21 protein-coding genes are annotated in these 26225 nt (G+C 68.9%); 14 read left to right on the top strand and 7 right to left on the bottom strand.

The genetic code is table 11. The features are described 5' to 3' along the window. The first annotated feature begins 21 nt into the window (after positions 1 to 21). On the top strand, positions 22 to 1443 hold the full coding sequence (gene mftF, locus ACWFR4_RS15020; protein ID WP_453468008.1) for a mycofactocin biosynthesis glycosyltransferase MftF: 1422 nt from the start codon (positions 22 to 24) through the stop codon (positions 1441 to 1443). Between the two features lie 150 nt (positions 1444 to 1593). Here the strand turns inward: mftF and ACWFR4_RS15015 are convergent, their stop codons facing one another. The 3 genes from ACWFR4_RS15015 to ACWFR4_RS15005 all read right to left on the bottom strand — a co-directional run bounded on the left by ACWFR4_RS15015 (position 1594) and on the right by ACWFR4_RS15005 (position 5161). Beyond that, positions 1594 to 2790: a mandelate racemase/muconate lactonizing enzyme family protein gene (locus ACWFR4_RS15015; protein ID WP_382708252.1), complete on the bottom strand. Its 1197-nt coding sequence runs from the start codon at positions 2788 to 2790 to the stop codon at positions 1594 to 1596. 195 nt (positions 2791 to 2985) lie between these two features. Then, positions 2986 to 3918: a LysR family transcriptional regulator gene (locus ACWFR4_RS15010; protein WP_453458234.1), complete on the bottom strand. Its 933-nt coding sequence runs from the start codon at positions 3916 to 3918 to the stop codon at positions 2986 to 2988. 13 nt (positions 3919 to 3931) lie between these two features. After that, a complete protein-coding gene (locus ACWFR4_RS15005) occupies positions 3932 to 5161 on the bottom strand; it encodes an ROK family protein (RefSeq protein ID WP_453458231.1) in 1230 nt (409 codons plus the stop codon). Between the two features lie 194 nt (positions 5162 to 5355). Here ACWFR4_RS15005 and ACWFR4_RS15000 point away from each other — a divergent pair, with 194 nt between their 5' ends. The 11 genes from ACWFR4_RS15000 (at position 5356) to ACWFR4_RS14950 (ending at position 19058) form a co-directional block, all read left to right on the top strand. Next, positions 5356 to 6297, top strand: a complete 942-nt coding sequence (locus ACWFR4_RS15000) for a carbohydrate ABC transporter permease (protein ID WP_453652766.1) — start codon at positions 5356 to 5358, stop codon at positions 6295 to 6297. Positions 6298 to 6305: 8 nt separating this feature from the next. Beyond that, positions 6306 to 7250, top strand: a complete 945-nt coding sequence (locus tag ACWFR4_RS14995) for a carbohydrate ABC transporter permease (protein ID WP_453458225.1) — start codon at positions 6306 to 6308, stop codon at positions 7248 to 7250. 29 nt (positions 7251 to 7279) lie between these two features. Next, on the top strand, positions 7280 to 8620 hold the full coding sequence (locus ACWFR4_RS14990; RefSeq protein ID WP_453458223.1) for an ABC transporter substrate-binding protein: 1341 nt from the start codon (positions 7280 to 7282) through the stop codon (positions 8618 to 8620). 83 nt (positions 8621 to 8703) lie between these two features. Beyond that, positions 8704 to 10890, top strand: a complete 2187-nt coding sequence (locus ACWFR4_RS14985; RefSeq protein WP_453652764.1) for an alpha-galactosidase — start codon at positions 8704 to 8706, stop codon at positions 10888 to 10890. A 33-nt stretch (positions 10891 to 10923) separates the two neighbouring features. After that, positions 10924 to 13266 (top strand): glycoside hydrolase family 95 protein, encoded by a 2343-nt coding sequence (locus ACWFR4_RS14980; protein WP_453652762.1) that lies wholly within the window; start codon positions 10924 to 10926, stop codon positions 13264 to 13266. Between the two features lie 116 nt (positions 13267 to 13382). Then, positions 13383 to 14447 carry an aldo/keto reductase gene (locus ACWFR4_RS14975; RefSeq protein ID WP_453458215.1) on the top strand — a complete coding sequence of 355 codons (1065 nt, stop codon included), beginning with the start codon at positions 13383 to 13385 and terminating at the stop codon, positions 14445 to 14447. Beyond that, a complete protein-coding gene (locus tag ACWFR4_RS14970) occupies positions 14444 to 15310 on the top strand; it encodes an amidohydrolase family protein (protein ID WP_453458212.1) in 867 nt (288 codons plus the stop codon). Before ACWFR4_RS14975 ends, ACWFR4_RS14970 begins: the two co-directional genes overlap by 4 nt. A gap of 29 nt (positions 15311 to 15339) precedes the next feature. Next, positions 15340 to 15513: a hypothetical protein gene (locus tag ACWFR4_RS14965; protein WP_453458209.1), complete on the top strand. Its 174-nt coding sequence runs from the start codon at positions 15340 to 15342 to the stop codon at positions 15511 to 15513. A 419-nt stretch (positions 15514 to 15932) separates the two neighbouring features. Beyond that, positions 15933 to 16106 (top strand): SDR family oxidoreductase, encoded by a 174-nt coding sequence (locus ACWFR4_RS14960; RefSeq protein WP_453652760.1) that lies wholly within the window; start codon positions 15933 to 15935, stop codon positions 16104 to 16106. A 159-nt stretch (positions 16107 to 16265) separates the two neighbouring features. Then, on the top strand, positions 16266 to 17186 hold the full coding sequence (locus ACWFR4_RS14955; protein WP_453652758.1) for a 2-hydroxyacid dehydrogenase: 921 nt from the start codon (positions 16266 to 16268) through the stop codon (positions 17184 to 17186). A 144-nt stretch (positions 17187 to 17330) separates the two neighbouring features. Beyond that, positions 17331 to 19058, top strand: a complete 1728-nt coding sequence (locus tag ACWFR4_RS14950; protein WP_453458204.1) for a thiamine pyrophosphate-requiring protein — start codon at positions 17331 to 17333, stop codon at positions 19056 to 19058. A 429-nt stretch (positions 19059 to 19487) separates the two neighbouring features. Here ACWFR4_RS14950 and ACWFR4_RS14945 read toward each other — a convergent pair whose 3' ends face one another. Further along, positions 19488 to 20111 (bottom strand): TetR/AcrR family transcriptional regulator, encoded by a 624-nt coding sequence (locus tag ACWFR4_RS14945; protein ID WP_453458201.1) that lies wholly within the window; start codon positions 20109 to 20111, stop codon positions 19488 to 19490. A 141-nt stretch (positions 20112 to 20252) separates the two neighbouring features. Here ACWFR4_RS14945 and ACWFR4_RS14940 point away from each other — a divergent pair, with 141 nt between their 5' ends. Both ACWFR4_RS14940 and ACWFR4_RS14935 read left to right on the top strand, forming a co-directional pair. Then, entirely contained in the window at positions 20253 to 21095 is an 843-nt protein-coding gene (locus tag ACWFR4_RS14940) for an SDR family oxidoreductase (RefSeq protein ID WP_453652756.1), read from the top strand. Positions 21096 to 21161: 66 nt separating this feature from the next. Next, a complete protein-coding gene (locus tag ACWFR4_RS14935) occupies positions 21162 to 21917 on the top strand; it encodes an SDR family NAD(P)-dependent oxidoreductase (RefSeq protein ID WP_453458195.1) in 756 nt (251 codons plus the stop codon). Positions 21918 to 22296: 379 nt separating this feature from the next. On the opposite strand, the gene ACWFR4_RS14930 is transcribed toward ACWFR4_RS14935, so the two are convergent. The 3 genes from ACWFR4_RS14930 to ACWFR4_RS14920 are packed head-to-tail and all read right to left on the bottom strand — an operon-like array spanning position 22297 to position 26224. After that, complete coding sequence (locus ACWFR4_RS14930) at positions 22297 to 24441, bottom strand: alpha-galactosidase (RefSeq protein ID WP_453652754.1); 2145 nt, start codon at positions 24439 to 24441, stop codon at positions 22297 to 22299. After that, on the bottom strand, positions 24438 to 25280 hold the full coding sequence (locus ACWFR4_RS14925) for a carbohydrate ABC transporter permease (protein ID WP_453458189.1): 843 nt from the start codon (positions 25278 to 25280) through the stop codon (positions 24438 to 24440). The genes ACWFR4_RS14930 and ACWFR4_RS14925 overlap by 4 nt, the downstream gene beginning before the upstream one ends. After that, entirely contained in the window at positions 25280 to 26224 is a 945-nt protein-coding gene (locus ACWFR4_RS14920; protein ID WP_453652752.1) for a carbohydrate ABC transporter permease, read from the bottom strand. Before ACWFR4_RS14920 ends, ACWFR4_RS14925 begins: the two co-directional genes overlap by 1 nt. Between the last annotated feature and the right edge of the window lies 1 nt (position 26225).

Genomic DNA, 26225 nt, shown 5'->3' with positions numbered 1-26225 from the left:
CCGCTTGAGAACGGCCTCCACATGACCCTCCCCAACGGCTTCACCGTCACTCTCGACCGCGGCACCCGGGTGCTCGACGACGGCCGGGCGCTGCTGGGCGGACAGCCCACCCGGCTGCTGCGACTCACTCCCCGGGCCAGAGCGCTGCTGTCCGGCCGCAGCCTGCGGGTGCGGGACGCGGCGAGTGCGCTTCTGGCGGACCGACTGCTGGCGAACGGCATGGCCCATCCACTCCTCACCGCACTGTCCGACCCCGCCGTCACGGCGGAAGGCGAGTCCTCGTGCACCTACGTCATCCCGGTGCGGGACCGGTGCAGGCAACTGGCGCGACTGCTCGCCTGCCTACCGTCCGGCAGCCCGGTCATCGTCGTCGACGACGCCTCCCTGGCCCCGGAACGGGTAGCCACCGTGGCCGCCGAACACGGTGCCCGGCTGCTGCAGTTGCCGGTCAACGTCGGCCCGGCCGCCGCGCGCAACGCCGGTCTGCGCCAGGTGACCACCCCGCATGTCGCCTTCGTGGACTCCGACATCGTGCTGCCGCGTGAAACCGTGCCCGCACTGCTGCGGCACTTCGCCGACCCGTCCGTCGCCATGGCGGTCCCCCGTATCGGAGCAATGAACACAGACTCCTCCGGAAGCTGGATCAGTCGGTACGAGCACGTCCGCTCCTCCCTCGACCTGGGCAGGCATCCCGCGTCGGTGCGTCCCGGCAGTCCCGTCTCGTGGGTGCCCAGTGCCTGCATCGTGGCGCGCGTCGACGTGCTGCTGGCAGCAGGCGGCTTCGACGAGTCCCTGCGCGTCGGGGAGGACGTCGATCTGTGCTGGCGGCTGGTCGAGAACGGGCGGCGCATCCGCTACGAACCCGCCGTGCACGCCGACCATGAGCACCGAGCGCAGCTCGTCGCATGGTTCCGGCGCAAGATCGACTACGGCACCGGCGCTCATCCCCTCGCCGTCCGCCACCCCCGGGACACCGCCACGGCCGTGCTCGCTCCGTGGAGCGCAGCCCTGCTGGTCGCGGTCGCCGCACAGCGCCGCTGGTCCCTGCCGGTGGCCACGGCCCTGTGGACCACCGCGACTCTGCGCATCGCGCGCACCCTCCACGGCACAGCGCACCCCGTGAGCGAGGCCGCCCGCCTGACCACGGGTGGAGCCGTCAACGTTCTTGCCCAGGGCGGAGCCCTGCTCACCCGGCACTGGTGGCCCGCCACCGCGGTCGGATGCCTGATCTCCCGCCGGGTCCGCCGCGCCGCCGCGGTGGCGGCCGTTGCCGACGTGGCCCTGGAGTACGGGAGCCACAGTGCCGGCGGACTCGGCCCCCTGCGCTACGCTGCCGCCCGCCGCCTTGACGACCTCGCCTACGGCGCAGGGGTCTGGCTCTCCGCCGTCAGGGGCCGATCCACGGCCGCTCTCCGCCTCCGCATCGCCACGCGGTCCCGCTGATCGAGAGGTTGCCCCCTCCCGCACGCCGGCCGGGGGCGGCCATGGCCGGCGTGCGGGAGGGCCGGAGGCCGCGCAGAAGTACGTCCAGGAGCGGGCCCGCCGACCCGTCCTGAGGATCTCCCGGGCCTCCGGCCCGACACAGACCGTCGGCTATCCCGCACGCAGCGCCCCGACCCCACGGACCTGCCAGCTGTGGCGGGCCTTGGGGGCAATGGCCGTGGAGGCGCCGGGGGCTTGTGGGCGCTGGAGGTATCCCTCACGGACGACGCTGCGCTCTGCGAAGGCGTCCTGCGTCCAGGGAATGAACTCGATCAGCGGCGGGGCGGCCGACAGGCCGACGCCGACGAGGTGCTGGTGGAGCTGCATCATGTCGCCGGCATGCGGTGCGACGCGCAGGCCGCGCGCTGCGGCAAGTCCGGCCACCTGCAGCCATTCGGTCACACCGCCGAGCCGGGTGGCGTCGGGCTGGACGACGCGGATCGCGTCATGGCTGATGAAACTGTTGAACTGCTGGTAGCTGTAGATGCTTTCACCGGCGGCGATGTCGAGGCCTGTCGACCGCTGGAGGGTGACATGGCCGCTGAGGTCGTCGGCGTGGAGCGGTTCCTCGACCCAGTCCATGCGGGTCTCCTCGAGGACGGGCATGATCCGGCAGGCGGTGGACAGGTCCCAGCGCTGATTGGCGTCGCACATCAGGGTCGCATCGTCGCCGAGTGCCGAGCGTACGGCTCGGACCCGGGCGGCGTCCTCGCGCCAGTCCGGCTTGCCGACCTTGACCTTCACCCGGCGCCAACCCTGGTCGATGAGGCCGGTCAGTCCGCGGACGAGTTCATCGACGGGGGCGTTGAGCCAGCCGGCGTCGGTGTTGTACGCCTCGATGGGGTCGGCAGATCCGCCGAGGAGTCGCCACAGGGGGACACCGGCGCGCTGTGCGGCGAGGTCCCAGAGCGCGATGTCGACCATGCCGAGGGCCATGTGTATGGGGCCGGCGCGCCCTATCCAGTGGGTCGGCAGCCAGTACAGGCGGTTCCAGGTACCGAGGATGTCCGCGCTGGAGGCACCGAGCAGGCTGGTGGCGTAGTAGTCGTCGATGACGGAGCACAGAAGTTCCGGAGCGGTGTGAACGCCGGAGATGCCGGTGCCGACCAGGCCGTCGCGGGTGCGGATCTCGACGACCGGCACCGTCCAGTGGTCCATGGCCGCGGTGGCGTCCGCGATGGGGCGGGCCAGCGGCACGGCGAGCGCGTACGTCTCCACCGAGACGATCTCGGCGGCCTCGTCACCGTGGACCAGGTCGCTGAGGGTGGGCGACAGCACACCGAGCACCTGCGGAGCAGCATCGGGCATGAGGTGTCTTTCTCCTTCACTACGTATCTGAACCGGGCCGCAGCCCCGCAGTGTCCACCCGTGGCTTCGGCAGGCACCGGGGGCGATGGTGGACACAGGCGCTTTCCGGCGGCCAGTTCATTGCAGCCAGCACCCACCTCACCGGGCAATAGTGGATCGCGGATGGCGGCCATCCGCGATCCGAGGAATGCCCGGTCAGCCGCTCGGCGGGACCGGCACAGTGCCCTTGGGCGGTGGCGCCGCCGCCACCAGGTCGATGAACGTCCTGGTGGCACGCGGAAGCGGCCGTTCGCTGTGCCACCAGATTCCGACGTCGCGATGGCGATGCAGGTCGCGGATCGGACGATGCTCGAGCCCGTCCTGCCGGACCATCGACGCGGCAAGCAGGTTGACGACACCGACACCGAGCCCGGCCCGGACCATGGCGGCCAGCGTGGTGGGCTGTTGTGACACCTGCCCCATCGGTACCTCCACGTAGCTGGCGTGGAGCGCGGCCTCGGCCTCGTAGCCGAGATAGTTGTCGAGCAGGGGGTTTCCGATGGTGATGACCCGATGGGCGGCGACCTGTTCCAGCGCGACGGACTCCTCGGCCAGCAAGGCGTGGCCGGTGGGCAGGAGGACCACGAACGGCTCTCGCCACAGCGGGAGACAGGTCAGGGCCCGGTCGACGGGTTCGGGGCGCAGCGGCCGCAGCGCGACGGTGACGCGCCGGTCGGTCAGCGCGGTCTCGGTGGACTGGACGTCACCGTCGAAGATGCCGACCTCAAGTTCCGGATGATCCTTGTGCAGTTGTCGCACGATGGTCGGCAGGAAGGCGTCGCTCGCGCTGGCGAAACTGGCGACCTTGAGCAGGCCGGTGAGCGGATCCCGGCCGTGGCGATGGCCGGTGAGGTCGTCGACCGAGGCGAGCACCGCCCTGGCTTTGGGCAGCAGGGCGCGTCCGTCCTCGGTCAGCGCGAGCGGCCGGACCCGGCGTTCGATCAGTGTGCAGCCCAGCGCCCGTTCCAGGTTGGCCACGTGTGCGGAGACGCGCGGCTGTGAGAGAGGTATGGCTTCGGCGGCCTTGGCGAAGCTGCCGGTGTCGACGACGTCGAGCCAGGTCTTCAACCACACCAGCTCTATCCCCATGGCGATCTCCGAATCAGGACTGCGCGGCCAGTTTCCCTTCCACCAGCGCCTGGATCGCCGAGGCCGCCGAGCCGCGCGCCCAGTCCTCAAAGGTGTGGGACTTCGCGACGATAGTGCAGTCGCCCGCCGAACCGAACGCGTGCGCCTCGAACGCTTCGCGCAGCCGGACGCCGAAGAGGTCGTAGTTGGTGACGGATTCACCGGCCACGAGAATGCTGCCGGGGCCGACCAGGTTGGCCACGGTGGCCAGCGCGAGCCCGAGCACGGACCCGGCGCGCTCGAACGCTCCGCGGGCCTCGGCGTCGCCGTCGCGCGCCAACGCGACGGCCTCCCTCATGGTGAGCAGCGGGTCCTGTTTGGCCGCGCGGATGGCCTGGATGATGGCACTCGACGAGGCGACCGTCTCGACGCAGCCGTGCCGTCCGCACGTGCACAGCAGGTCACTTGGGCCGAGCGGCAGGTGTCCGATCTCGCCGGCCACCCCGTGATCACCCGCGACGACGTCTCCGTTGACATACAGACCGCAGCCGATGCCGGCGCCGATGGTCAGGATGGCGAACGAGTTCACGTCGACGCCGATGCCGAACCACTCCTCTGCGATCGACAGCGCCCGGACGTCGTTGTCGACGTACACCGGCAGACCCTGGCGTTCGTGGACCAGTTCGCGCAGCGGCACGTCCCGCCAGTTGAGCCGTGGTGACGTGCGCACGATCCCCGAGGCACTGTCGACCTCGCCGGACACCGCCACCCCGGCACCGAGGACTCGCTCGGCGTCCGGGCCGAGATCGGCGAGCAGCGCGTCGATCACGGAGGCGACGCTGTCGGCGACGGCCGCCGGCACCGTGCTGGCGAGCGGACGGTGGATCGACTGCAGCACCTCGGCACGGAGGGTGGTGGCGACGCCGAAGATCTCGTCGACGCGCACCGTGATCCCGATCGCCAGTGCCGCTTGCGCCTGCACGCTGAGCGGCTGTACGGGGCGGCCGGGCGCCGATGAACGGCGGTGGTCGTGGGCGGAGATGAGGCCCTGTTCGGTGAGGCGGGCGACCGCCTTCGTGACTGCGGTCTGGGACAGCCCGGTCCGCTGGGCGACCTCGATCCGAGGAATCGGGCCGCGCTTCAGGATCTCCGTCAGGACCGTCGTCACAGCAGGCGCTGTGGGCAGCCTGCCCCACTCCAGGGCCGACGCGAGAGGGGCGCCGTCCATCGAGCCGCGTTCGCGATCTGCTGGCACATCGCTCATGTCTCTCCCCGGTGTCCGCTGCGGCAACGCCCTGTTGCCCGCCATCTTGGTTTCCGTTGCCATGAAAGGCAATCGTATCTGCCCAGCATGGACTCGAATGATTACTGGACAACGGAATGTATTGAACCTATGGTCGCCTCACGCTGGCGAGCTGCCAGTGCGCTGCCGAAGTGCGGCTGCTCAAGGGAGACTTCATGGCAACGATGCTGAGGACCCGGCCGGGGAGGCGTGAACATGCCCTCCGCAAGGGCCAGTTGCGCAACCCGGCGCATCGCAACGACTGGCGGCTCGCGCTGCTGCTGATCGCACCGGCCGTGCTGGGCTTCGCGGTGTTCGCCGTCTATCCGACGCTTCGGGGCGTCTACCTCAGCTTCACGGACTTCAAGATCCTGACTCCGCCGGTCTGGACCGGCCTTGACAACATCAGGACGCTGATCGGTGACGAGAAGTTCTGGCACTCCCTGCGTGTGACCCTGTACTTCGTCGCCCTCTCCGTCGGGATCGGCCTCACGGTCTCGCTGATCACCGCCGTCGTACTGCACCGTCTGACCAGGTCGACGGTGATCCGGGGCCTGGTGATCCTGCCGTTCCTCATCTCCGGAGTGGTCGCGGGGCTGGTGTGGCAGTGGATGCTCGACCCACAGCTCGGGATCGTCAACGTGCTGATCGAGAAGATCACGGGCTCGCCGATCGAGTTCCTCGGCTCACAGACGTGGGCCATCCCCTCGGTGGCCCTGATCAGCGTGTGGAAGTCCATGGGCTACAGCACCGTACTGATCGTCGCGGGCCTGCAGACCATCTCGCCCGACGTCTACGAGGCGGGCCGCCTGGACGGCGCGAGCGAGATCCAGATGTTCTGGCGACTGACCCTGCCGCTGCTGCGGCCGATCATGGCGATGGTCGTCGTCCTCAGCGTCATCAGCTCGTTCCAGGTGTTCGACATCGTCGCGGTCACCACCAAGGGCGGCCCGGCCGACGCGACGAATGTGTTGCAGATGTACATCTACGACAAGGCCTTCGGCCAGTTCGACTTCGGCTACGCAGCCACGATGTCGCTCGCCCTCTTCGCGATGCTCATCACCATCACCTTCCTCCAGATGCGCCTGCTGCGCGCCGACGAATCCGACACGAAGTGAGGCCGGTCATGACCGCCACAGCCGTCATCGCTCCAGAAGTCCAGGTGTCAAAGGATCACGTAGCGTCCAGACGCCGGCGGCGTCCACCGGTGGGCCGGGCCGTCGCCTGGATCTACATCACCGGATTCCTGCTGGTGACCATCTTTCCGTTCTACTGGATCCTGCGGACCGCACTGTCGGACAACCACGCGCTGAGCAGCGACCCGTCCTCCCTGCTGCCGACCGGCTTCTCGCTCAACGCCTTCGAGCGCGTCTTCGGCATGACCGATCAGGCCGCGGCAATAGCCCAGGGCGGCTCGGGCGCCTCCCTCGACATCCCGCTCTTCCTGCGCAACTCGGTGATCTACGCGGGCCTGCTCACCGTCTGTGTGGTCACCTTCTCCGCCTTCGCCGCCTACGCCTTCGCGCGGCTGCAATGGCGAGGACGCAACGTCGTCTTCTCCATCCTGCTCTCCGGCTTGATGGTGCCCGGCATTCTGATGCTGCTGCCCAACTTCGTGCTGATCAACGACCTCGGTCTGATCAACACCTTCGCCGGACTCGTCCTGCCGGGCGCTCTGTTCTCCGCCTTCAACATCTTCTTCCTCCGCCAGTTCATGCTCGGGCTGAGCGGGGAAGTGGAAGAGGCCGCGGTCATCGACGGCGCCGGCCCTCTGCGAATCATGTTCCGCATCACCTTCCCGATGACGTCGGGGCCGCTCACCACGCTGGCCATCCTCACCTTCATCGGGGCCTGGAACGACTACTTCTGGCCCCTGCTCGTCGCCAACAACGAGCAGGTCAGGCCGCTCACACTGGCGCTCGGCGTGTTCCAGCAGGCGTCCCCGACGACACAGCCCGACTTCTCCGGCCTGATGGCCGCGACGCTGGTCGCGGCGATTCCCATGCTGCTGCTCTTCGTCGCCTTCGGTAAGCGGATCGTCAACTCCATCGGCTTCAGCGGGATCAAGTGACCCCGCCCAACACCCACTTGAGGCAATCCATGAGAACCAGGAAGTTCGCTGCCACCGCTGCCGGCGTCGCCGCCCTGCTCACCCTCACCGCCTGCGGCGGGGGCGGCAGCGCCGAGGGCGCGGGTACCACGGTCGACTGGTGGACCTGGTCCCCCGACCAGGCCGCCGCCTACAGCAAGTGCATACCTGGTTTCGAGAAGGCCAACCCCGGCATCAAAGTAAAGATCACGAATTACAACGTGAACGACTACTTCACGAAGCTCACCGCCGGCTTCGTCGCCAAGGACGCCCCCGACGCCTTCCAGAACAGCGTGACCTACTTCCAGTCCTATGCGAGCCAGGGGCAGATCCTCCCCCTGGACGACCTCATCAAGAAGACCCACTACGACCTCGGTGCCTTCGCCGACGGCGTCGACCTGTGGAAGTACACCGACGGAAAGCAGTACGCGCTACCGCTGGACTGGGCGGCCAGCGCCCTCTACTTCAACCGGGACATGGCCAAGAAGGCAGGGCTGAAGGAGAAGGATCTCCAGAACCTCACCTGGAACACCAAGGACGGCGGCACCTTCCTGAAGGTGGTCAAGCACCTCACCGTCGACAAGAACGGCGTGCGCGGGGACGAACCTGGCTTCGACAAGAAGAAGGTCAAGGTCTACGGCATCGGCACGATGGCCTCGGACGACAACCTCGGCCAGACGACCTGGGGGCCTTTTGCCTCCAGCACGGGCTTCAAGCTCACCGACAAGCCCAACTGGCCCAGCCAGTTCAACTACAAGGACCAGCGGTTCATCGACACGATGGACTTCATACGGGGGCTGTCGGACGACGGCTACGCGCCCAAGCTCGGCCAGTTCACCACCGGCACCGCGGACCAGATCGGCTCGGGTTCGGTGGCGATGGTCGCCGGGGGTTCCTGGGACGCGCCCGCCCTGGCCAAGCTGTCCGGCGTTAAGGTAGGCACGACCCCCGTGGTGTCCTCGCCCGATGGCAAGCGCTCCGTTCTCAGCAACATGAACGGAAACAACATCTGGGCCGGCACCGACAAGCCCGAGCAGACCTGGAAGTGGGTCTCCTACATGGGCTCCGCGCGGTGTCAGTCGAAGGCGGCCGTCGTCAACGGCTCGTTCTTCCCCTCCATCAAGACCTCAATGGACGCCCTCGTCGCGGCCTCCGCGAAGAACGGTCTCGACCTGTCCGTCTTCGGCACGTACCAGACGAAGGGGGAGCTCTTCCCGGCTCCGGCCTACAGTAACGGCTCCAAGATGGAGGCAGAGATCAGGCCGCAGTTCGAGGCGTTCTTCATGCATCAGAAGACTGCGAAGTTCTGGCCGGCGCTGCAGAAGCAGACGAAGTCGATCATCGCGGACTGACTCCCGCACCGCCCCGCACACGGCCGGTCGGCGGGCATCGCTCCCGACCGGCCGGCACCACTCCACGACCCACGTGAGGAACCGTGTCCGACCTCGACCACTCCGCACCCGTGATCCAGCTGCGGGGCGGCTCCACCAGCTTCGTCGTCGAGCTCGGTGCCCCGCTGCCGCGCGTCCTGCACTGGGGTGCCGACCTCGGCGAACTCTCCACCGCCGAGCTCGACACCATCCGTGCCACGGCCACACCCAGTGTCACCCACAACTCCACCGACACGCCCCGCCTGTTGACGGTGCTGCCCACCGAGGCGGACGCCTGGTCGGGCACCCCCGGCATCGAGGGTCACCTGCGCTCGACCGGAATGCCCTACCCGCGCTTCCGCCTCACGGGGCACACGCATGACGCGCAGGCATCGAGTCTCACTCTCCGGCTCCACAGCGACCTCGGCCTCGAACTGTCACTGCGCTACCGGCTCGACGCACACGGCATCCTCGCGGTCGACGGCCGGCTCCACCGCCTGGCCGGCACTGCGGACGAGGTCGATGCCTTCGACCTCACCGCCCTCACTTTCCTGCTGCCGTTGCCCGAACGGGCAACGGAAATCGTCGACTTCACGGGCAAGTGGTCGCGTGAGCGCAGCCCGCAGCGCCACTCCCTCCCGTTCGGCACCCACCTGCGCGAGAGCCGGCGCGGACGGCCCTCGCTCGACTCCCCGTACCTGCTCATGGCGGGCACGGGCGGATTCCGCTTCCGCTCCGGCGAGGTCTGGGGCATGCACGTTGCCTGGAGCGGCAACCAGCGCTACTTCGTCGAGCAGCTCCCGGAGGGCGCCGGTGTGCACCGTTCGGTCATCGGTGGAGGAGAACTCCTGCTGCCGGGCGAAGTCACCCTCGGCGACGGCGATTCGTACGACAGCCCCACGCTCTACTTCGCCTGGTCCGACCGGGGCATGGACGGGATCGCCGACCGGTTCCACGAGTCCCTCAGGTCTCGGCCGCACCACCCGGCAAGCCCTCGGCCGTTGGTGCTCAACACCTGGGAAGCGGTCTACTTCCACCACGATCTCGAAACCCTGTCGGAACTCGTCGACCGCGCGGCCTCAGTCGGTGTGGAACGCGTCGTCCTCGACGACGGCTGGTTCCTCGGCCGCCGTGACGACCGCACCGGCCTCGGCGACTGGTTCGTCGACCCAGATGTATGGCCGGACGGCCTGTCCCCACTGGTCGAGCGGGTGCGCTCGCACGGCATGGAGTTCGGCCTCTGGTTCGAACCCGAGATGATCAATCTCAGCTCACGGCTTGCACAGGAACACCCCGACTGGATCTTGGCCCCGCCGTCCGGCGCGGGACCCTCGATCCGGCACCAGCACGTCCTCAACATCGCCCACGAGGATGCCTGGAAGTTCCTGTACGAACGGATGGACGCCCTGGTGTCGCAGTACGGGATCGACTACATCAAGTGGGACCACAACCGTGAACTCCACGAAGCGAGCAGCCGCGCCGACGGCGGCGGCCGGGCGGGTGTCCGGGCCCAGACCGAGGCGCTCTACCGGTTGCTCGACGCCCTGCGCACCCGGCACCGCGGTCTGGAGATCGAATCCTGCGCCAGCGGCGGCGGCCGCATCGACCTGGGCATCCTCCAGCACACCGACCGCGTCTGGGCCTCCGACTGCAACGACCCCGTCGAACGCCAGCACATCCAGCGATGGACCGGTCAGCTCCTCCCACCCGAGCTGATGGGCACCCACGTGGGAGCCACCGAGGCGCACACGACACGCCGCGTCACCTCGCTGTCGTTCCGGCTCGCCACCGCGCTGTTCGGGCACGCGGGAATCGAGCAGAACCTGAATACGTGCGATGGCGACGAGTTGGGCACGATCCGTGCCTGGGCCGAGCTCTACAAGGAGCTGCGACCGCTCCTGCACAGCGGGCGGGTCGTCCGGGCCGACCTCGCGGACGAACAGACCTTGCTGCACGGCGTCGTCGCCGACGACGGGACATCCGCGCTCTTTGCCTGGGCGCGGCTCGGCACGTCGGCCGCGGTCACCTCGGGCCGGGTCCCGGTGCCCGGCCTCGCCCCGGATCGCCGCTACAAGGTCCGCACACGCGCCGAGATCGGCCTGCCGGTGCTGAACGAGCACCCGCCCGGCTGGCTCACCGCAGCCGACGAGGGTTCGTTGAGGCTCAGCGGCCACACCTTGTCCACGTTGGGCCTGCCCATGCCGACGCTCCAGCCCCAACAGGCGCTGCTGTTGCAGTTCGACGCCATCTGACCGGCCCGCACCATGACATTGAAAGCCAGGCACATGCCCCTCAACGCCTTCGCAGGGACCGACCGCTCCGACCCCATCACGCCCTTGCCGGCCGGCTCGCTCTGGTACAGCGCACCGGCCACCAGGTGGTTCGAGGCCCTGCCCATCGGCAACGGCAGGCTCGGCGGCATGGTCTACGGCGGCACGGATGTCGACCGCATCCAACTGTCGGAATCCACCGCCTGGTCCGGCTCACCGTCCGAGACGGACGTCAGCGAGAGCGGCCGTGAACAACTCGCCACCATCCGCGCACTGCTGTTCGCCGGTGAGTACGCCAAGGCACAAGAACTGTCGGCGGAACACCTGTTGGGCCACCCGACGTCCTTCGGCACCAACCTGCCGCTCCCGGAGGTACGGATCGAGCACCTCGCCACCGGCCCCGTCCAGGACTACCGCCGCAGCCTCAGCCTCGACGACGGCATCGTGCGATCCAGCTTCACCCGCTCCGACGTCACCTACGCCACCGAGGTGCTCGCGTCGCACCCCGCTCGCGTCGTGGCCTACCGGGTTACCGCCTCCGAACCCGGAGCCCTCAGCCTCCAAGTCCGCGTCGGCGAAGCCGTCTTCCCGCTCACGAGGCGCACCACCGACGGCGATCTGGTGCTGTCGGGGCGGGCCGTCGAAACGCTGCACAGCAACGGCCGGGACGGCGTCGACCTCACCATCCGCATCCGCCTCCTGTCCGACGGCGGCACCCAGGACACGGACGACGACACCCTGCGCCTCGACGGCGCGGACGCCGCGACCCTCCTCGTCGCCGTCGGCACCAGTTGGCGAGGCGGCACCCCGGAGACCGACGCGGCCGCCGCTCTGAACGCGGCGGCCCGGCAGGGATGGCCTCACCTGCGCGCCGCCCATGGCGCCGACGTGTCCGCGCTGATGGGACGCGCGGCTCTCGACCTCGGTCGCACCGAGCCCGCCCTGCGTGCGCTGCCCACCGATGAACGCCGCGATCTGCTGGCCCGCGGCGGCGAGGACCCCGAACTGCTCGCGCTCTACTTCCAGTACGGGCGCTATCTCACCGTCGCCGGGTCCCGCCATGACTCACCGCTGCCGCTCGCGCTGCAGGGACTGTGGAACGACGGCCTGGCCAGCAGCGCATCGTGGACGAACGACTTCCACCTTGACATGAACACCCAGCAGAACTACTGGGCGGCCGAGCCGACCGGACTCCCCGAATGCCAGGAGCCGTTGTTGCGCCTCGTCGAGAACCTGCGCCGGTCCGGGCGGGACACGGCGTCGCGGCTCTACGGCGCTCGCGGCTGGGTCGCCCACACCGTCACCAACGCCTGGGGGTACACCGCCCCCGGCCGCGGCATGGGCTGGGGCCTCAACGTGACCGGCGGCGCCTGGATCGCCTTGCAGCACTGGGAGCGATGGGAGTACGGGCAGGACACGGACTTCCTACGAGAACGGGCCTACCCCGTCCTCAAGGAAGCCGCCGAATTCTTCCTCGACTATCTCGTTCCCGAGCCCGAGCACGGCTGGCTGGTCACCGGCCCCTCCGACTCACCGGAGAACTGGTACCTCGCACCCTCCGGCGCCGAATGCTCCGTCTCCATGGGACCGACCTCCGACCGCGTCTTCGTCGAAGGGGTCTTCCGGATGTGCGAGGAGGCTGCCCAACGCCTCGACGTCGACGCCGCGTTTCGCGAGCGGGTCGCCGAGGCCCGCCGCCGGCTCGCCCCGTTCCGGATCGGACGCCACGGGCAGCTGCAGGAATGGCTCCACGACTTCGAGGAAGCCGTGCCGAGCCACCGCCACACCTCCCACCTCATGGCGCTCTATCCCGAGCGTCAGATCTCACCGCGCACCACACCCGAGCTGGCCGAGGCGGCACGCGTGACCATCGACCGGCGCGAGGCTGCACCCGGCTGGGAACAGACCGAGTGGGCCGAGGCGAACTTCATCGCCTACTACGCGCGGCTCCTCGACGGCGACACCGCACTCCACCACGTCCGCAGCCTTGTCGCGGACGCGAGCGAGGCCAACTTGCTCTCCTTCTCACGCGGTGGCGTGGCGGGCGCCGCCCAGAACATCTACTCCTTCGACGGCAACGCGGGCGGCACCGCGGGCATCGCCGAGATGCTGTTGCAGTCCGACGGCGCTGAGATCGAACTGCTTCCGGCCCTGCCGGCCGCCTGGCCGCACGGGCACGTGCGCGGGCTGCGCGCGCGAGGCGGCATCCACGTGGACATCACCTGGTCCGGCGGCCGACTGCAGCGCGCCACTCTCCGCGCCGCGGAGCCGCGACAGGTCCGGGTCCGATACCGGGACAACTCCCTCACCCTGAGCCTCCTCCCGGGACAATCCTGCGACGTGACACCGGACCACTGAACCCCCGCGTCGATTCCTTTCGCGAAAGTCGGCCATCCGCACTTCGATGTTGTCCGCCGTGGCCGGGCCTGGCTGAATTCTGTCCGTACCTCCGCCCTCTGAAGTCGGGAGACAGCGTGCCGAACACACCCCGCGACACCGCCGCGACCGGCACCGCGCGTGTCGAGATCGGCGAGCACGGCCTGCGCCTGCCACGTATCGGACTCGGGACCGCGTCCCTCGGCAACTTCCTCGGAGCCGTCACCGACGAACAGGCCGTCGACACGATTCGCCATGCACGCGACTGCGGAATCGGCTACGTCGACACAGCGCCGCTCTACGGCCACGGCCTGGCCGAACAGCGCGTCGGCAGCGCCCTGAGGGACACGCCGCGGGAGGACCTCGTCATCTCCTCCAAGGTCGGCCGACTGCTGCGGGCCGACGCGCCCCGGGACGAGAGCCAGTACGCGGATGGACAACCCTTCTACACCGACGTCCCCGCAACCGGCCCCGTCTGGGACTTCACCTACGACGGGGTACGTACCTCCCTGGCGGAGAGCCTCGACCGGCTCGACCTGGACCGCGTCGACATCCTGCACCTGCACGACCCCGACGACCACTACGAGCAGGCCTCCTCGACCGCCTACGCGGCCCTGCGGGACCTCCGCGCCGAGGGAACGGTCAAGGCAATCGGCGCCGGAATGAACCGCACTCCGGTGCTGACCCGGCTGGTGGAGAACTGCGACCTCGACGTCGTCCTGCTCGCCGGCCGCTACACCCTGCTCGACCAGAGTGCGATGGCAGATCTCCTCCCCGCCTGCCGAGAACACGGCACCAAGGTCGTCGTCGGCGGCGTGTTCAACAGCGGCATCCTCGTGGATCCATCGCCGCAGGCCCGGTACGACTATGTCCCGGCCGCAGCCGCGGTCATCGAAAAGGCAGCACGGATTCAAGCCGTCTGTGACCGGTACGACGTCCCTCTCGCGGCGGCCGCCCTGCAGTTCCCCCTCGCCCATCCGCAGATCGCCAGTGTTCTGGTCGGTGCCCGGTCCGTCGCGGAGCTGGACATGGACGTCGGTCTGCTGGAAGTGGTCATACCCGACGCCCTCTGGCACGACCTGCGCGCGAGTGGGTTGCTGCCCGATGACGTCCCCGTCCCGTCGGGCCCCCTGGCCACCGGCCTGGAGAGGACTGCCCGATGACCGCGCGGCACGCCGTGCGCATCGACGCACACCAACACTTCTGGGACCCCAATCGGTTCACCTATCCGTGGATGGAGGGCGCTGCGCTGGACCCCGTGCGCCGCCCTTTCACACCCGATGACCTCGCCCAGGATCTCGCGACCCACGGCATCGACGGCACGGTCCTGGTACAGACCGTGTCCGCCCTTCCCGAGACCCGGATGTTCCTCGACATCGCCCGCGAGACCCCGTTCGTCCACGGCGTCGTGGGCTGGGTCGATCTCACCGCCCCGGACGTCGGCGATGAGCTCGACGAACTGCTAGCAGAATACGGCCGGTTGCTTGTCGGCATCCGTCATCAGGTCCACGACGAGGACGACCCGCACTGGCTCGACCGGCCGGACGTCCGGCACGGACTCCGCGAGATCGCGGCCCGCGGCCTTGTCTTCGAGCTGCTCGTGCGCACCCGTGAGCTCCCGGCGGCCATCGCCACCGCGGCTGCCCTTCCCGACCTGCACTTCGTCCTCGACCACATCGCCAAGCCACACATAGCCGCCGGCTGGGACAGCCCGTGGGCGTCCGCCGTCGCGCGCCTGGCCGAACACCCCAATGTCGACGTCAAGTTGTCCGGCATGGTCACCGAGGCCGACTGGCAGGACTGGACGTCAAGCACACTTCAGCCATTCGTCGACCACATCCTCAGCGTCTTCACCGTCCAACGCGTGATGTTCGGCTCGGACTGGCCCGTCTGCCTCCTCGCGGCCGGAAGTTACGGCGATGTCGCAGACGCGCTCGCCGACACCCTCGGCGGCCTGAGTGCCGCGGAGAGCGAGCAGGTCTTCGGACATAACGCCCAGCAGCGCTACCGGCTGCCGGGGGTGTAGGGCACAGCCCTGATGCGCCTGTGTATGTCGTGAGGCGTTCCGGCTACACCAACATCGACCTGGACGCCGGCTGGAACGCCACGTGGGACTGGCAGTCCCGTCTCGACGCCAACGGCATCCTCATGTTCCACCCCGTCGCGGGCCCTGCGGTGCTCGGCGCTGTCCTCCCACCTGGGGCGCTTGCGGTGTGGCACCGCCAATGAGTTCGTTCGCAGACATGGCGTGCGCCGCTACTGCTACTGCGGCCAACCCAAGGCGCCCCGGCAGCACATCCTCACGGCCGTCGCCGTGAACGTCGAGCGCCTCGGAGGCCTGCCCTCGACCAGCGAAGCACCGCCGTTCCCGCTGCCCCTTCTTGACGGTCGGCGAAGTCACCACCTATGTTATGTATGCAAAATTGCACATGTTCCATGCGAGTGGATGACGTGGGCGCCGCCCTGGCGGCCAAGCTTGGCGATCCAGCGGCGGGTCAGTGGTCGTCATCTCCTCCATCGCCTCGATGTCCGGGCGTCATCAAGTACGTGGTCAGCAAAGCTGGCGACGCCCAATCTGCGCCTGCGGCGGCCCCCACTGAACGGGGCGAGTACGGCATCCGCGTCAACCTGCTGCAACCCCGGCGGCGTTGAACTCGGGCCCCGACATCGCTGCTCTCGACAAAGTCGCGTGGTTCGGCCGGATGGCGATTCCGGGAATCAGCCGACCGGACGAGATTGCTGCCGTGACGCTGTTCCTGGCGACGGACGCATCGGGCTACATCACCGGTTTGCAGCTCGACGTCGACGGCGGGTGGCTCTAGGGGAGCCAGGCGGCCTGGAAATTCGTGCGCCTGCATGACGGCGGCATTGTGTCTCGTGATCAGCGCCTTTCGTATGTGCAGCGTGTCGGTGGAACCGGCGACGGACACGTCACCGCGGGTGGATCAGGGGCTCATGCCAGAAACGGAAAGGTAGTTGCCATGGGCGGTCCGATGTTGACGGTGAGCGTTCCCGATGAAGCCGCACGTATCGCGCTGGGTGTGTTGCCGGGCGATGTCCGGGTGCTCGTGTGGGACGGCGTCGGTGAGATTCCGGTCCATGGTCACGAGATCGAATTCTTCGCCGGCCGCTTCAACACGCGACCGAGCCGCGAAATGCTGGAGTCCCTTCCGCGACTCAGGGCCGTGCAACTGGTTTCGGCGGGGGTCGAACCGTGGCTCTCCGTGGTGCCCGACGGCGTCGTCCTGTGCAACGGGAGGGGCGTACACGGGGGATCGACCGCGGAGCTCGCGGTCGGCGGGATGATCGCAATGTTGCGGGGCATCGTCCCGTTCGCCATGGCGCAGCGGGCCCATCGCTGGGAGCACGGATTCACCGAGGGGCTGGACGGCCGGCGTGTGGCGGTCATCGGCGCGGGCGACATCGGTACGCGTATCGCCACCGCGGTCCGCGTGTTCGGAGCCGATGTCACGCTCGTCGCCCGGCGCGCACGACCTGGCGTGTCCGGCATCGCGGAGCTGCAGCAGCTGCTGCCTTCTCAGGACGTGGTCGCACTCGCGGTGCCGCACACCGAGGACACGCACCACCTGGTCGACGCCGAGTTCCTCGCAGCGCTCCACGACGACGCGCTTCTGGTGAACGTTTCACGCGGCGGGGTGGTCGACACCGAGGCGATTGTCGCCGAAGTGCTTTGCGGGCGGATCCGGGCGTTCCTGGACGTCACCGACCCGGAGCCGCTTCCCGTCGGCCATCCGCTGTGGGACGCGCCGAATGTACTCATCACTCCGCACGTCGGCACGATCCGTGGCTGGGAGGAGCGTGCCTACCGGCTCGTGCGCGAACAGATTCTGCGCCTGCGCGAGGGGAGGGAGCTCGTGAACCAGGTCGGTGAGCACTACTGAGGGAGTAGGCGGCGTGAGCCGCGGCGGCTCCGGCCGCGTAAGCCTCCCTCTTTGAGTCGCCGGTGAGACGAACTGGACAGCCACCACCCGCGTCGCGGTCGACGTCCGGATCAGAGCTCAGACTCTTGCGGTCGCCACTAATGTATGCAAAATTGCGTACGAAGAACTGCAGTCTACAAGGAGCCGTGCAGAACGGCAGGGAAAGGAAACGCGATGCGCGGGAGCGAGGCAGTTGCCGAGGTGCTGCGCCGGGAAGGCGTGGAGAACGTGTTCTGCTTCCCGGCCAACAAGATGATCGACACTGCGGCGGCCGTCGGGATCCGGCCGATCGTCGGGCGCGAGGAGCGCAGCGTCATCAACATGGCCGACGCCTACAGCCGGACCAGTAATGGCCGACACATTGGTGTCGCCATGACCCAGCACGGCCCTGGGGCCGAGCACTCCTTCGGGAGCATCGCCCAGGCCTACAGCGACTCCGTGCCGCTGTTGTACCTGCCCAACGGCAACCCGCTCAGCGAGCTCGGGCTGCGTACGACCTTCGACGCCGTCGATTCGTTCCGCTCGATCACGAAGTGGTCGGCCCGGTTCGAAAGCGCACAGACGATTCCGGCACAGCTCCGGCGCGCGTTCCAGCTCATGCGGTCAGGTCGACCCGGGCCGGTGCTGCTCGAACTGCCGCTTGACGTCGCCGAGGAGGAGATCGACGACTCTCTCCTCGAGTACGATCCGCCCCGCCGATTCCGCAGTGCCGCCGATCCGGCGGACGTGGAACGGGCGGTCGCCCTGCTGCTGGACGCCGAACGACCGGTGATCCGTGTCGGCCAGGGTGTGCTCTGGGCCGAAGCCACGGCCGAACTCGTCGAGTTCGCCGAGACGATCAACGTTCCGGTCGCGACGACCTATATCGCCAAGAGCGCCTTCCCGGAGGATCACCCGCTCTCCATCGGCAGTGGCGGCACGGGCATCAGCCCGGGCATCGCCGAGTTCGTCCCCAACGCCGACCTCATCTTCAGCGTCGGCGCGAGTCTGCTCCACACCCTCGGCTCGTTCCGCATCCCGGCAGGCAAGACGATCGTGCAGGCGACCAACGACCCGGACGATCTGTCGCTGCAGTACCCGATCGCCTGTGGGCTCGTGGGGGACGCCAAGCTGGTACTCAGCCAGGTCACCGAAGAACTCCGGCGCCAGCTCCGGTCGCGTAGGCCGGCGAGCGCGAAGACCGACTTCCGTCGGGCGGTCGCGGATCACGGCACCAAGGTCGCTGCCGAGTGGGCGCCGTACTTCGAGGCGGATGAGGTCCCGATCAACCCGCTGCGCCTGGTGCACGAGATGATCACGTCGCTGGATCCCGACCGTACGATCATCACTCACGACTCCGGATATCCGCGGGACCATCTCGCGCCGCACTACAAGGCGACCCAGCCGCGCGGGTACCTCGGGTGGGGGAACAGCACACCGCTGGGCTCGTCACTCGGTCTGGCGCTCGGCGCCAAGGTGGCGGCGCCGGACAAGCTCTCGGTCTGCTACCTCGGCGACGCGGCGTTCGGCCAGTGCGGCCTGGAGATCGAGACCGCCGTGCGCAACGAGATCCCGGTGCTGATCGTGCTGACGAACAACAACGAGATGACCGGCTACGGCGAGCACCAGCCCGTCGCCGATGAGCGGTTCGGCCTCAAGAAGCTTGGCGGTCAGTACACAGAGATCGGCACAGCGCTCGGCGCGAAGGCATACCGGGTCTCCGATCCGAGTGACGTCGGTCCGACGCTGCAGAAGGCGATCGCTGAGGTGGACGGTGGGGCGGTCGTCCTGCTGGAAGTCGTGACGTCGGCATTCCGCCGGCGGATCGCCGGGGCCAGCGCTCTCGCTGACTGAGAGCGCGGTGGGAGACGGAACCCTTGTCCGGTGGGCGGGGGTTCCTCCCATTGGAGAGGGTGTCTGATCAACGGCCGGGCCGCGCGCGGTGTTCTGGGCGTTGGCGTGCTGCACGGCCGGATCGATGGCGATCATGATGACGGGCGTGCGCACCTCCCGCCGGGCGCTCACAGAGCTGTCCCAATGACGGGAGGGTAGGGCTCCGGCAGATCTGCCAGTAACGGCAGATGGGTCGTCAAGTGCCCTGGCAGGGAGTCGGGGGGTGCAGTTCCCCTCAAGGGAATGCTGTGATCCGGCGCCGGTGTTGTCGAGACGATCGCCCGTCAGATGTCGGCATGTGCCCTCGGTGGCGCCGATGGCGATCGGCTGGCCAACGGCCGCGTTCGCTGCTGCCGGAAGACCCTGCTCAGGTGCGCCTGGCAGGCGGGTTCAGGGCCGCAGGCCGCGCAGAAGGATGTCCACGAGCGAGTCCGCCGACTTGATGTGAAGGTCGGTGCGGCGGGTGGTGACCCAGTAGAACAGCGAGCCGAGTACCGCGTCCGCGACCGCTGCGAAGTCTGCGTCGGGCCGCAGCTCCCCGGCATCGGCTGCCTCCTGTAGGCGGTCGATGAGGACGGTCCTCTGGGTCTGGGTGTAGCGCGCGTAGAGCAGTTCCGCTGTGGCGGGGTCTTCGCTGGCCGCGGCGGTCAGCGCCCTGACCCGGCTGGCCCCGGCGGGCTCCACGTAGTCCCGCGCGAGCGTGTGCACCCAGTTCTGGACGTCCCGGTGCACGGATCCGGTGCGGGCTGGAGGCGCTGTGTGGAAGGGGTGGGACTCGGAGAGGACGGCGTCCACCACGACCATGCTCTTCGAGGGCCACCAGCGATAAATGGTGTCTTTGCCCACGCCCGCGCGAGCCGCTATCCCCGCGATCGTCAACTTTTCGTAGCCGTGTTCCTCGATGAGGGTGCGGGTCGCGGCGAAGATCGCGAGCCGCGAAGCCTCGCTGCGTTTCCGCCCCGGAGCGGTGGGCGTTCCCGTGTTCGCCGCGGTGCGGTGGCCATGATCGCTCATCGCTCGAGTATAGGGCGGCGGCTGGCGCACCCCTTGTCACAAGGCCCTTGCGGCCCAGGTGGAGCAGGTATACGTTTCAAAACGAGACGACTCGAATCGAATTATCGACCGTCCGCAACCCAGGCACTTCAGGAGCCGTACATGAACGCCGAAGTCAGTGTTGTCATTGGAACCGGAGGGATGGGACGCGCCATCGCTCGCCGGATCGGTGCCGGGCACCATCTGCTGATCGCCGACTACCGGGAAGAGGCGCTGGAGCCGGTCGCCGAGCAGATGCGCGACGACGGGTTCGAGGTGACCACTCGAAGCGTGGACGTCACCTCACGCGCGGCGGTGGCGGAGCTCGCACGCGCCGCGGCGGAGCTCGGCAGCGTCACCCGCCTCGTCCACACCGCCGGTGTCTCCCCGGCGCAGGGATCCGTACCGGCAATCCTGGGGGTGGACGTCCTCGGCCCCGCGCTCGTGCTGGACGAGTTCGCGACGGTGATCGCACCCGGCGGCGCGGGTGTCGTCATCGCCAGCAACGCCGGACACTTCTACCCGGGCCCGCTGTCCCCCGAGGACATCCACGCGCTGTGCACGCTGTCCCCCGAGGACCTCGCCGCCCACCCGCTGCTGAGCCCGGAGCGCTACGCCGACGGGAGCATCGCATACCAGTTCGCCAAGCACGCCGCCCAGCTGCGTGTTCGAGCGGTCGCGGCGGGCACATGGGGCGACCGTGGCGCTCGACTGAACTCGATCAGCCCGGGGGTCATCTCCACTCCTATGGGACGGGCGGAGCTCGTCGGCGGTGACCAGGTTCTGGTACGCGGTCTCATCGAGGCATCCGCGATCAAGCGTCCCGGGGCTGCCGAGGAGATCGCCGCGGCAGCGGAGTTCCTGCTCGGGCGGAGCGCCGGCTTCGTCACCGGTACCGACCTGACCGTGGACGGTGGCGCCATCGCCGCCATCACCACCGGCCGTTTCCAGCCGGCAGCCGTCTGACATCCCATCGCTCTCAAAGCCGCCGACCGGCGGCTGTGGGAGCACCTGCGCAGAGGAGACATCACCATGCAAGACGCCATATCCCGGTTCGCCGACCGTACCGTTGTCGTCACCGGCGCCGGAGCCGGTATCGGCCGCGCCACCGCGCTTCAGCTCGTCGCGGAGGGAGCGCGGGTCATCGCCGCCGACATCTCGGCCGAAAGTCTGGAGTCCCTGGCCCGCGACGCGCAGGGCAAGGGCTCTGTCGTCGCCGTCCCCGGCGATCTCACCCAGCAGTCCGTCGTCGACGAGGTGGTGGCCGCCGGCGAGGGCCGTGTCGACGCCCTGGCCAACATTGCCGGAATCACGGACGGCTGGCTGCCCGCCGCCGAGATGGACGACAGGACCTGGGAGCGTGTATTCGATCTCAACGTCACCGTACCCATGCGCCTGACCCGCGCCGTCCTGCCGCAGATGCTGGAGCGCGGTACGGGTGCTCTGGTGTACGTCTCCTCCGAGGCGAGCTTCCGCTCCTCCCTCTCCGGCGCTGCCTACACCACCTCCAAGCACGCACTCAACGGCTACGTCAAGTCCGTCGCCTTCTACTACGGCCGACGCGGCATCCGTGCCAACGCCGTCGCCCCCGGCGGCGTCGACACGGGAATGGACACCGCCTTCCGGTCCGCCTATGCCCAAGAGCTGACCGCGCCGTCGATCGCCGCCGGAACGCCCTCGGTCACCCCCGAGGTGATCGTCCACCCACTGCTGTGGCTGCTCTCCGACGACGCCCCGAACATCAACGGCGTCATCCTTCCCAGCGACGGCGGATGGACGACCATCTAGCAGTTCGGTCAGCTGTGCCGATATCGACTGGCCGGGGACAATGGTGCCGGCATGAGACTTCGTGAGGCGAGCAACTACCGAGTGTGTTACCGGAGTTCGTAGTAGATGCATTCGCTTCGTTGGAACTTGTGGTTGGGCGGTAGGGGCAACTGTCAACCATCCCGTGGACGAGTGCACCGGGGAGGTCCGCCGCACGGCCTTCCCCGGAGGTGGCCTTACCTGCCAGGGGCGTCGATCACGGAGGATCGCGTACAGGAGCCGCTTCCAACCTGGTGGTTGTGACGGCGAGTTGGACGCGTGTTACCTGACCACCCGGACAGCCTGAGCGGAATCAACGCGCCCCTCGGATCCGGCCGGAGGCCCGCCGTTTCGACGTGCGTCACAGGCGGCGCAGCACCGTGAGTTCGGCGTCGTGCTCGGCGCTCCAGCAAAACGGCAGGCCCATGTGGCGCAGGTACGCGCCGCCGTACTCCTTGCCGCCGGTCTCGTCCCGGTACCGGGCCCCGGCGTCGACTCCCTTGAGGCGCAGGCGATCGGGGCGGCCCGGGACCAGCGGTGATCCGTCGAGCCGGCCCGTGCTCAGGGCGGCGACCACGACGCGGGCCCCGTCGGGCGCGACGGACTCGACGCCGAATGTCGGCTCGTCCGGCGAGCCCAGGATGTATGTGTCGCCGTGGTGGACGACGTCCCGGATGTCCTTGTAGCGAGCGATCCACCGTGCGGCCGACGCCCGTTGTTCCTCGCTCCACGTGCCGAGGTCGGCACCGATGCCGAGGACGCCCGTCATCGCGCTGACGAAACGGAACGCGAGGGAGCGCGGCCGCGGGTCGAACAGCCCCTGTGCGTCGGTGACCCAGGAGCTCATGGTGTGCGGCGCGTGTGCGTGGAGGTAGCCGTACTGGATGCGGAGCCGGTCCAGCGGGGCGGTGTTGTCGCTCGGCCACACCACGTCGGTGCGGGCGAGCGTGGTGTGGTCGATCCGGCCTCCACCGCCCGCGCAACCCTCGACGGTGACGTGCGGGTGGCGGGCGCGCAGATGGTCCAGGACGCGCAGGTAGCCCGCCACGTGCGCGCCGTCGAGGTCGAGTTGCTGCGCCGGCTTCGGCCCCGGGCGGCCGCGTTCGGTGGGCGGGCGGTTCATGTCCCACTTCAGGTACGAGATGTCGTAGCGCCCAAGGAGTCGGTCGAGGGTGGCGAGGACGAAGTCCTGGACGTCCTCGCGGCCGAGGTCCAGGAGGAGCTGGTTGCGGACACGGCGGCCCGTGCGATGCGGCAACTGGTAGACCCAGTCCGGGTGTTCGGCGTAGAGCTTCGATGCCGGGCTGACGGCCTCGGGCTCCACCCACAGGCCGAAGTCGAGGCCGAGGGCGCGGATGTCGTCGATGAAATGGTCGAAGCCCTGGGGGAACAGTGCGGGATCGGGGTCCCAGTCGCCCAGGCCGCCGGTGTCGTCGTGTCGACCGGTGAACCAGCCGTCGTCGACCACGAACAGCTCCGCGCCCAGCTCCGCGGCCCGGCGGGCGAGCGCGAGCTGCTGGTCGGCCCGTACGTCGAACTCGGTCGCCTCCCACGAGTTGTAGAGGACGGGACGGCGACGGGTGAGCCGGTCGCCCGCCAGGTGGCGCTCGTAGCGGTGCCAGACGCGGGACAGGCCGTCGAGACCTTCCGGGCTGAACGCGCAGGCCAGCTTGGGCGTCACCAGTGTCTTGCCGGGGGTGAGCAGCACGGCACCCTCGTGCGGGACCCGGCCCGCGCGCACCCGCACCGCGCCACCGGGCTCCGCGTCGACGGCCATGTGCCAGTTGCCCGCCCATTCGAGGGCGATGCCGTACGTGGGGGAGTCGGCGCCGCGGTCCGGGTGCGCCGCGTCCTGGACGGCGAGCCACGGCGCGTAGGCGTGGCCCGGCACGCCCTGGGTGCTGCCGAATCCCAGTGTGCCGCGTGTCAGTTGGGTCTGCGTGAAGCTGAACTCCTGCGACCACTGGCCGGTCAGGTACGTCACGCGGGCGCCCTGTGCCGACACGGGTACGTTGACCGCGGCCGAGTCGATCCGCTCCAGGCGCAGCGGCTCGTCGCCGGTGCAGGTCAGTTCGGACCAGCGGCGGATCACGTCGGTGCCGGCGACCGTGGCGTAGCGGACGGTCACGCGCAGGCCGAGGACGTCGTCGTCGAAGGTGAGGTCGAGGGCGGTGTCGTCCTCCTGGTGCGCCTCGGAGAAGCGCCACCACACACCGCGTTCGTGCCCGGGGCGGCTCGCGATCAGGTCGGCGCCGTTGAACGGCCGAAGACCGTGCGGGATGTACTCGGCCGGCGCCAGGTCGGCGGGCGTGACGAAGTGCGTGCGGCGCGACCATTCCAGCGGGGCCGGGCCGTCCTCCGCGCCCGTCGGCCCCCATACCGCCAGCTCGGGCCATATCCCCGCGCCGGGACCGTCGCCCTCGCCGTCCCCGCCCAGCGTGACGGCGTAGACGGTGGTGGCCGTGCGCAGGACCCAGCGGTCCGACGGGCGGTCGGTGGTGCTCACTTGACTGCTCCAAGATTGAGGCCGGCCACGAAGTGGCGCTGGAAGCGGAGGAAGACGAGGACGGTCGGGGCCGCGGCGATGACGGAGCCCGCCGCGATCACGTTCCACTGCGAGACGTACTGGCCCTGCAGATTGATCAGCGACGCCGTGATCGGCATGTGCGTCTCCGTGCGGAGCACGCTGATCGCCCACAGCAGGTCGTTGAAGATCCAGGTGAAGGACAGGGCGCTGAGCGCGGCGAGCGCGGGGCGGGCCAGCGGCAGCACGATCCGCCAGTAGATCGTCGCCGGCCCGGCCCCGTCGATCACCGCGGCCTGCTGCACCTCCGGTGGGATCGACCGCATGAAGCCGTGCAGAACGAAGACGTAGAAGCCGATGCCGAAGCCGACCTGCACGCCGATGAGTGCCCACAACGAGTCGTAGATGCCGACGAGTTCGCTCATCTTGGAGACGGGGATGAGCAGGATCTGCGGGGGCAGCAGATTGCCCGCCAGCATGACGAGCAGCAGGGTGCGCCGGCCCGGCAGGGCGTAGCGGCTGAGTGCGAACGCGGCCATCGACGCGAGCAGCAGGGAGATCAGGACGCTGGGGATGGTGACCAGCAGGCTGTTGATCAGGGCCTGCTTCTGGCCGCCCTCGGTCCAGGCCTGACGGAAACCGTCGAGGCTGAAGGAGTGCGGTGCCGAGCCGAGGCCGTTCGCGGCGATGTCGTCGAAGGTGCGGGTCGCGGTGATCACGACGAGGACGATCGGGACGAGCCAGAGCACGGCGAGGGCTCCCGCGCCGAGGTGGAACCCGGCGGTGGCGGCGCGGCGGCGCAGCAAGGTAGGGCTGTTCATCAGTCGGCCTCCCGGAAGGCGCGGACGAGATAGGAGGCGATGACGCCGAAGGCCAGCAGGAAGATGACGACGGCGAGCGCGGAGCCGTAGCCGAGGCGCAGCGACTGGAACGCCGTCGAGTACATGTAGGTGCTCAGGAGTTCGGAGGAGTGGTACGGGCCGCCGCGGGTCAGCGACCAGACCACGTCGAAGGAGCGCAGCGAGTCGATGATGATGACCGAGAGGACGACCGCGTTGACGCTCTTGAGCTGGGGGAGCGTGACGTGCCGGAACTGCTGGAGGCGACTGGCGCCGTCGACCTTGGCGGCTTCGTACAGCATCGGGTCGATGCCCTTGAGCCCGGCCAGGTAGAGGACCATCACGTACCCGATCTGCCGCCACAGCGCGGGCAGCAGGACCGCGTACAGGGCGGTGTCGCGGTCGGCGAGCCAGGAGCGGGTGAGGTTGTCGAGGCCGACGCCTTCCAGGACCTGGTTGATGAGTCCGTCCGGCTGGTACATCGCCTGCCAGACGAGGGCGGTGGCGACGAGCGAGAAGACGACGGGCAGGAAGAGCGCGGCGCGGTAGAAGCCGACGCCGCGGCGTTCCTGCTGGAGCAGCAGCGCGGCGCCGAGCCCGAGCACCGCGGACAGACCGCCGAACAGGACCAGCCACTTCGCCGTGTTGGCGAGGGCGTGCCAGAAGACCGTGTCGTGCGCCATCTCGCGGAAGTTGCCGAGGCCGATCAGGTGCGCGGCGGAGATGCCGTCCCAGTCGGTGATCGCGAGATAGAAGCCCTGGAGGGCGGGCCAGAACACCCAGAAGCCCTCGGCGAGCAGGGGCACGAGGACGAAGGCGACGACGAGGGGCGGTACGCGGGTGGCGGCGCCGCGGCGCGGGCGGCGGGCGGACGACGTCTTGCGCGTGCCCGCGGCGGGGCGGGCGTCGGTGTCGAGGAGGGCCATG

The organism is Streptomyces sp. NPDC055140 (genome assembly GCF_053607285.1).
This window is presented reverse-complemented; position numbering and strand designations above follow the sequence as displayed.